Annotated in this window: 2 protein-coding genes, 2 tRNA genes and 2 rRNA genes (1 of these 6 cut by a window edge); 5 read left to right on the forward strand and 1 reads right to left on the reverse strand. The window is 63.0% G+C overall.

From position 1 onward, the window contains the following. Positions 1-7: 7 nt before the first annotated feature. Positions 8-1219, reverse strand: coding sequence for a ribonuclease H-like domain-containing protein (locus tag V9F06_10175; GenBank protein MEI2617980.1), 1212 nt, complete (start codon positions 1217-1219; stop codon positions 8-10). A gap of 159 nt (positions 1220-1378) precedes the next feature. Between V9F06_10175 and V9F06_10180 the strand changes: the two genes are divergently transcribed. The 5 genes from V9F06_10180 to V9F06_10200 form a co-directional block, all read left to right on the forward strand. Further along, positions 1379-2461, forward strand: a complete 1083-nt coding sequence (locus tag V9F06_10180; GenBank protein MEI2617981.1) for an isocitrate/isopropylmalate dehydrogenase family protein — start codon at positions 1379-1381, stop codon at positions 2459-2461. Positions 2462-2860: 399 nt separating this feature from the next. Beyond that, positions 2861-4369 (forward strand): 16S ribosomal RNA (locus tag V9F06_10185). A 281-nt stretch (positions 4370-4650) separates the two neighbouring features. Further along, positions 4651-4724: transfer RNA gene (locus V9F06_10190), tRNA-Ile, on the forward strand. A gap of 49 nt (positions 4725-4773) precedes the next feature. Next, positions 4774-4846 (forward strand) — tRNA-Ala (locus tag V9F06_10195). A 161-nt stretch (positions 4847-5007) separates the two neighbouring features. After that, a 23S ribosomal RNA gene (locus V9F06_10200) occupies positions 5008-6966 on the forward strand (it continues 1051 nt past the right edge of the window). The 16S and 23S rRNA genes sit together here with 2 tRNA genes alongside, the layout of an rRNA operon.

The raw sequence follows: 6966 nt of genomic DNA on the forward strand, positions 1-6966 counted from the left end.
GTTCAGATTATCCCCCTCCGACCAAATGGTCACCCTGCCAGCGATGGATCTTCCGCTCGAGACGCCGCAGCCGTCGTTCGAACGCAGCCGAAGCTTCGACGTCGCCGGCCATCGCAGCGCCATCGGCGCCGCGGCGCGCAATTGTCAGGGCCAGCTCATGATCACCCACCCGGTGCTCGAGATACTTGGCGAGCTCCTCGGCGGCATGAACCCTGATCTCGCGGCTCGGATCGGCCAGCGCCTGCTGCCAGATGGCTCGCGCCTCGTCATAGCGCCGCTGTCGCTTCAAGGTCACCGACAGCTCGCGCACCGCGCGAAGCCGCAGCGTTGCCGGAATCGTCAGAATCGGCCAGCCTGCTTTCAGCTCATCAAGGGTCGTGTCCGAACTTTGAATACGCCATCGATGGATCGCGAGCGCGAGTCGGTCGATTGCATCGGTCGGGCGATCCAGACCGGTCTCGTACGCCTGAACCATCGCGGTGAGTCGGGCAAGCGTCAGGACATCCGCCTGGTTGTGTTCGAAGACCGCGGTGAGATCGTCAACCCGGCGCGTCCGCAAGTAGTCGAAATATAGCTGCGGGATCATCCAACTCGGAGCATCGACCCCGCGCGAGATGCCGAGAACCTGCTGTTCGATCGTGCCGAGCGCGCAGTTCGGGAGCCGGTGCTTCCAGATCGCACGGGCCGATGTCAGCAGGTCAATATGCTGCCCGGGCGATGGGAATGTTTCCGCATGCATTCGGTAGCGTGTGTCTAGTAGCGGCACATCAAACGAACGACCGTTATAGGTAACGAGGCTACTGGCGTCTTGCATTGAGTCCGCCAGACCGCTGAGCAGCGGCCGCTCATCTCCGGGATGGCGCATGAAGAACTGGCGCAGCAGAAAGTCGCGACCGATAAACCGACCAAGCCCTACAAGGAAAACGTAGGTTCCGGTGCCACCCGATAACCCGGTCGTCTCAGTGTCCAGGAAGATCAACTGGTCGGGGGGACGATATCGATCGCCATAGGTCGCTGCGGCGGCGAACCGTTCGAACGCCAACGTCACTGGCTCGCCCGATATGACACGCTCGATCACGACACAGGGACCCGCGGCAGTCTCGATCAGCCGGCCACCCGCTGGTAATGGCCAGGCGTCATCCGCCAGACGCGGGCGCTGCCTGGCTGTTGTGTCGCGTTCGAGCGCCCCGAAACGTTGCCGAAACGACCGGTCGCTCATCGGGCCTGCCTGCAATTCCTCATACTACACATTGTAGGCGCGCCGCCCCGGTTTGACACCTGTTTTTGCGCGGGCCTAGAATGCCTGTGGGACAGGGAAGTTGAATCCGTGACTGCGCCATCGGTGACGGTTTGAGTAACGCGAGGAGGGTCGACTGCTATGGCCTATCAGGTGACACTGATCCCGGGTGACGGAATTGGGCCGGAGGTATCGACCGCAACGCGGCGTGTCCTCGAGGCGACCGGGATTGCCTTCGAATGGGACGTCCAGGAAGCGGGGATGACCGCGCTCGAGAAATCGGGGGACGTCCTGCCCGACGCAGTGCTGGAATCAATCCGCAAGAACTCGATCGCGCTAAAAGGCCCGCTGACGACTCCGCTGGGAGGCGGGTTCCGAAGCGTCAACGTTGCGTTGCGCCATGCGCTAGACCTCTACGTGAACCTGCGCCCGGCCCGCACATACGAGGGGGTGCGCTCGGTCTTCAGTAACATCGATCTCGTCGTCGTTCGCGAGAACATGGAAGACCTCTACGCCGGAGTCGAGTTCGACACCGGCCAGGCCGACACCAAAGAGCTGATCGACACGATCAACCGTCTCAGTCCGCGCAAGGTGCCGGCGTCGGCCGCCATCTCGATCAAGTCGATCACCCCCGAGAACTCCGAGCGGATCGTTCGGTACGCGTTCGACTATGCAGTCAAGAACGAACGCAAGCTGGTGACCGCGGTCCACAAAGCAAATATCATGAAGTTCAGCGATGGACTGTTCCTCCGCGTCTCGCAAGAGGTCGCCAAGGATTACCCTCAAATCGAATACAACGATCGAATCGTCGACAACATGTGTATGCAGCTCGTGCAGCGACCGGAGGATTACGATGTCCTGGTCATGCCGAACCTGTATGGTGACGTGCTCAGCGACCTGACGGCCGGCATGGTTGGCGGGCTTGGCGTTGCGCCGAGCGCGAATATCGGAGAGTACGCCGCCATCTTCGAGCCGATCCACGGCAGCGCCCCGACCCACGCCGGCAAGAACGAGGCAAACCCATCGGCAACGATTCTCAGCGGCGCGATGATGCTTCGGCATATGGGGGAGTTGTCGGCCGCCAAGGCAGTAGAGTCAGCGGTCGCCGAAGTCGTCAAGGCCGGCACGGACGTCACCTACGATCTGCGCCCGGATCGCGACCGTTCGAAGGCCACCGGCACCTCCGAGATGGCGGACGCCATCATCCGCCGATTGGCAGCCTGATAGCCCACGCGCGAAGAAGTCATGTCAATCGATAACCCCCTTGACAGCGAGTCAGGGGGGTTTATACTTTCGATTCCCCGGTGCCCGGCCTTGGTCGGGGACGGGGGTGGAAGTTGGCCAGATCCATTCCGAAATCGCCTTGACAGGGGTTAGGGTGGTGGCTATACTTCCGAGGCTTCGCCACCGTGCGGTGTGCGGCTCAAGGGTGTTGCGTCGAGATGACGCAAGGCTCGGCGGCAGACCAGCGGGGTCGAAGCAGCACCTTGCCAACTGAGCCGTGATGCCAACGTGCGGGCGAGTGACTAATGTGGAGTGGGGTCTGTGTGCTGAAGTCAGGCACAGAATCACGAAGCAGGACACGAGTCACCGGGGCGCAGTGATGCGTAGCCGGGACGAGTCATGATGGAGAGTTTGATCCTGGCTCAGGATAAACGCTGGCGGCGTGCCTAATGCATGCAAGTCGAACGGGAGCGCCTTCGGGCGTCGACCGTGGCGGACGGGTGAGGAGCGCGTAGCTAACCTGCCCAGGTGTGGGGGATAGGCCTCGGAAACGGGGTGTAAGACCGCATACGCTCATCTCTGGGGACGGAGGTGAGGAAAGGCCCTTTCGGGGGTCGCGCCTGGAGGGGGCTGCGTCCGATTAGCTAGTTGGTGGGGTAATGGCTTACCAAGGCGGTGATCGGTCGCTGGTCTGAGAGGACGACCAGCCACACGGGGACTGAGACACGGCCCCGACTCCTACGGGAGGCAGCAGCAAGGAATTTTCCGCAATGGGCGAAAGCCTGACGGAGCAACGCCGCGTGCGGGAGGACGCCCTTCGGGGTGTAAACCGCTTTTCGGGGGGACGAAGGAAGTGACGGTACCCCCGGAAGAAGGCCCGGCTAACTACGTGCCAGCAGCCGCGGTAAGACGTAGGGGCCGAGCGTTGTCCGGAATTACTGGGCGTAAAGGGCGCGCAGGCGGCCGGTCGCATCGGCGGTGAAAGCCCCCCGCTCAACGGGGGAGGGTTCGTCGAGATGGACTGGCTGGAGGCAGGGAGAGGGCGGTGGAATTCCGGGTGTAGTGGTGAAATGCGTAGAGATCCGGAGGAACACCAGTGGCGAAGGCGGCCGCCTGGACCTGACCTGACGCTGAGGCGCGAAGGCGTGGGGAGCGAACGGGATTAGATACCCCGGTAGTCCACGCAGTAAACGATGGGCACTAGGTGTGGCGGGAGTTGACCCCTGCCGTGCCGGCGCTAACGCAGTAAGTGCCCCGCCTGGGGAGTACGGCCGCAAGGCTAAAACTCAAAGGAATTGACGGGGGCCCGCACAAGCAGCGGAGCGTGTGGTTTAATTCGACGCAACGCGCAACACCTTACCAGGGCTTGACGTCCACCGAATCCTCCTGAAAGGGAGGAGTGCCTTCGGGAGCGGTGAGACAGGTGCTGCATGGCTGTCGTCAGCTCGTGTCGTGAGATGTTGGGTTAAGTCCCGCAACGAGCGCAACCCTCGTCGCTAGTTACCATGGTGTGTCTAGCGAGACTGCCGGACCAAACCGGAGGAAGGTGGGGATGACGTCAAGTCAGCATGGCCCTTACGCCCTGGGCGACACACACGCTACAATGGCCGGGACAGTGGGCTGCCAAGCGGTAACGCGGAGCCAATCCCCCAAACCCGGTCTCAGTTCAGATTGAGGGCTGCAACTCGCCCTCATGAAGGCGGAGTTGCTAGTAACCGCGGATCAGCATTGCCGCGGTGAATATGTTCCCGGGCCTTGTACACACCGCCCGTCACGTCATGGAAGCCGGCAACACCTGAAGTCGGTGGGCCAACCGCAAGGAGGCAGCCGCCGAGGGTGGGGTTGGTGACTGGGACGAAGTCGTAACAAGGTAGCCGTAGCGGAAGCTGCGGCTGGATCACCTCCTTTCTAGGGAGCCGGATCCGGGTCTCGAGTCATCGAGGACGGATCCCTTCCAGGTCAACGGTCGCACCGCGAGTCACCCGCCGCCGTCATCCACCATCCCACGCCTGACGAGCCCCGGCACAAACCGGGGGGAGGGCCTGGGCGGATGGGGTCGGACGGGGAGGGGCGACCACACACTGACCGCAGACACTGAATCCGCTTTTCAAGTTTCTGGTTCGCACGGGGGCATCACGGCTCAGTTGGCACGGCGCCAGCGCGTGGCTTCAGCCGGAGCCACGGCCTGGGGGCGTTTAGCTCAGCTGGTTAGAGCACACCCCTGATAAGGGTGAGGCCCGTGGTTCGAGTCCACGAACGCCCACCGCTGTTCCCGGACAGGGAAGGCGGGCGGCGAGTGGAGTCGTCGAGACGGGGCTGTAGCTTAGTTGGGAGAGCGCCGCCTTTGCACGGCGGAGGTCCGGGGTTCGAATCCCCGCAGCTCCACCGGCACCTTACCAAGTGGAGGATGCGCGCGACGACAGCCAAGCCGGGCTGTCGATCGTGTGAGGACTGCTGGCAGGTGGCCGGCGTGGTCGACCGGGTGGCCGGGAGACGCGCGAGGCGCGTGCTGGTGGTGGAGAGAACGTGGGACGCGGGAGACGAAGAAGAACCGCGTCGAAGGCACACGGTGGATGCCTTGGCGCCTGCGGCCGATGAAGGACGTGGCCACGCGACGATACGCCTCGGGGAGCGGCGGGCACGCAATGATCCGAGGATGTCCGAATGGGGCAACCCGGCGGAGGTGGACCTCCGTCATCCCCGGCTGAACACATAGGCCGGGTGAAGGGCACCGGGGGAAGTGAAACATCTGAGTACCCCGAGGAAAAGAGAGTATTCCCGGAGTAGTGGCGAACGAAACGGGAGAAGCCGAAACCAGACGGCTGGCACAGCCTGCCGGCGATGGTCGTCTGGGGTTGGACGGGCCTGGAGCGGGGGCGGCAGCACCCGCACCGAGTTATCAATCCGCCGCTTACCCGAAGGCCACTGGAACGGGCCACCGAAGAGGGCGAGCGTCCCGTAGGGGAAAAGCGACGGACTCGGTCAGGAATCCGGGAGTACGGCGGGACACGTGATATCCCGCCGGAAGCAGGGGGGACCACCCTCCAAGGCTAAATACCGCAGGCGACCGATAGCGAACAGTACCGTGAGGGAATGGTGAAAAGCACCCCGGCGCGGGGAGTGAAATAGATCCTGAAACCGTGTGCCGACATACTGTCAGAGGCTGTTGCCCGGCCTACGGGACGGGCAGGCTGATGGCGTGCTTTTTGTAGAACGAACCGGCGAGTGACCGTCCGTGGCGCGGTTGAGGGAGCAATACCCGGCGCCAGAGGGAAACCGAGTCCGAACAGGGCGAACGATAGCTTCGGCTATCACGTCGCGGGCGGTCGACCCGAAACCAGGTGATCTACCCATGGCCAGGGTGAAGCGCGTGTAAGAGCGCGTGGAGGCCCGCACCGACGTCTGTTGCAAAAGGCGCGGATGAGCTGTGGGTAGGGGTGAAATGCCAAGCGAACCTGGAGATAGCTGGTTCTCCCCGAAATGGCTTTAGGGCCAGCCTCGATGTCAGGCGACGCCGGAGGTAGAGCACTGGATGGGCGATGGGGCTTCCCGCTTACTGACCCCAACCAAACTCCGAATGCCGGCGCCGATCCATCGGGAGTGAGACGGCGGGAGCTAAGTTTCGTCGTCGAGAGGGAAACAGCCCGGACCGCCGGCTAAGGTCCCCAAGTCTGGCCTAAGTGGACAAGGCTGTCAGCGTGCACAGACAACCAGGAGGTTGGCTTAGAAGCAGCCACCCTTGAAAGAGTGCGTAATAGCTCACTGGTCGAGTGCGCTGGCGCCGACAATGTACCGGGGCTCAAGGCCAGCACCGAAGCCGCGGATAGGATGCAGCAATGCATCGTATGGTAGGGGAGCGTCGTCGTCAGCAGAGAAGGTCGAGCGGGAGCACGGCTGGAGCGGCGACGAGTGCGAATGCCGGTATGAGTAGCGCAAGGGCGGTGAGAATCCGCCCCACCGAATGCCCAAGGGTTCCGCAGCCATGCTGATCAGCTGCGGGTGAGTCGGGCCTAAGCCGAGGCCGCAAGGCGTAGGCGATGGACAACGGGTGAATATTCCCGTACCACAGATCCCCGTTACGAGCGATGGGGGGACGCAGGGCGGCAGGCCCAGCGGAGCAATCCGTCCAAGCCGGTAGGGAGCCGCGGGAGGCAAATCCCCCGCGACGATGACCGAGAGGCGATGGCGAGGTCGGGGGACACCCCGGCCAAGTGGGTTGGGCCTGAACTGCCAGGAAAAGCCTCTAGCCAGGTGATCTGTGCCCGTACCGCAAACCGACACAGGTGGGCAGGTCGAATAGACCAAGGTGGACGGGAGACCCCTCGTTAAGGAACTCGGCAAATTACCACCGTAACTTCGGGAGAAGGTGGGCCCCGGTACCGTGATGGTTCCTCGCGAACCGGAGCGGGAGGGGGTTGCAGTGAAGCGGCCCAGGCGACTGTTTACCAAAAACACAGGTCTCTGCGAACGGGAAACCGGACGTATAGGGGCTGATGCCTGCCCAG

The organism is Thermomicrobiales bacterium, assembly GCA_037045155.1.
In the GTDB taxonomy this organism is placed as follows: domain Bacteria; phylum Chloroflexota; class Chloroflexia; order Thermomicrobiales; family CFX8; genus JAMLIA01.

Excerpts from the sequence above, each read along its gene's own strand:
- V9F06_10180 (MEI2617981.1), top strand. The coding sequence starts at position 1,379 with ATGGCCTATCAGGTGACACTGATCCCGGGTGACGGAATTGGGCCGGAG.
- V9F06_10175 (MEI2617980.1), bottom strand. The coding sequence starts at position 1,219 with ATGAGCGACCGGTCGTTTCGGCAACGTTTCGGGGCGCTCGAACGCGAC.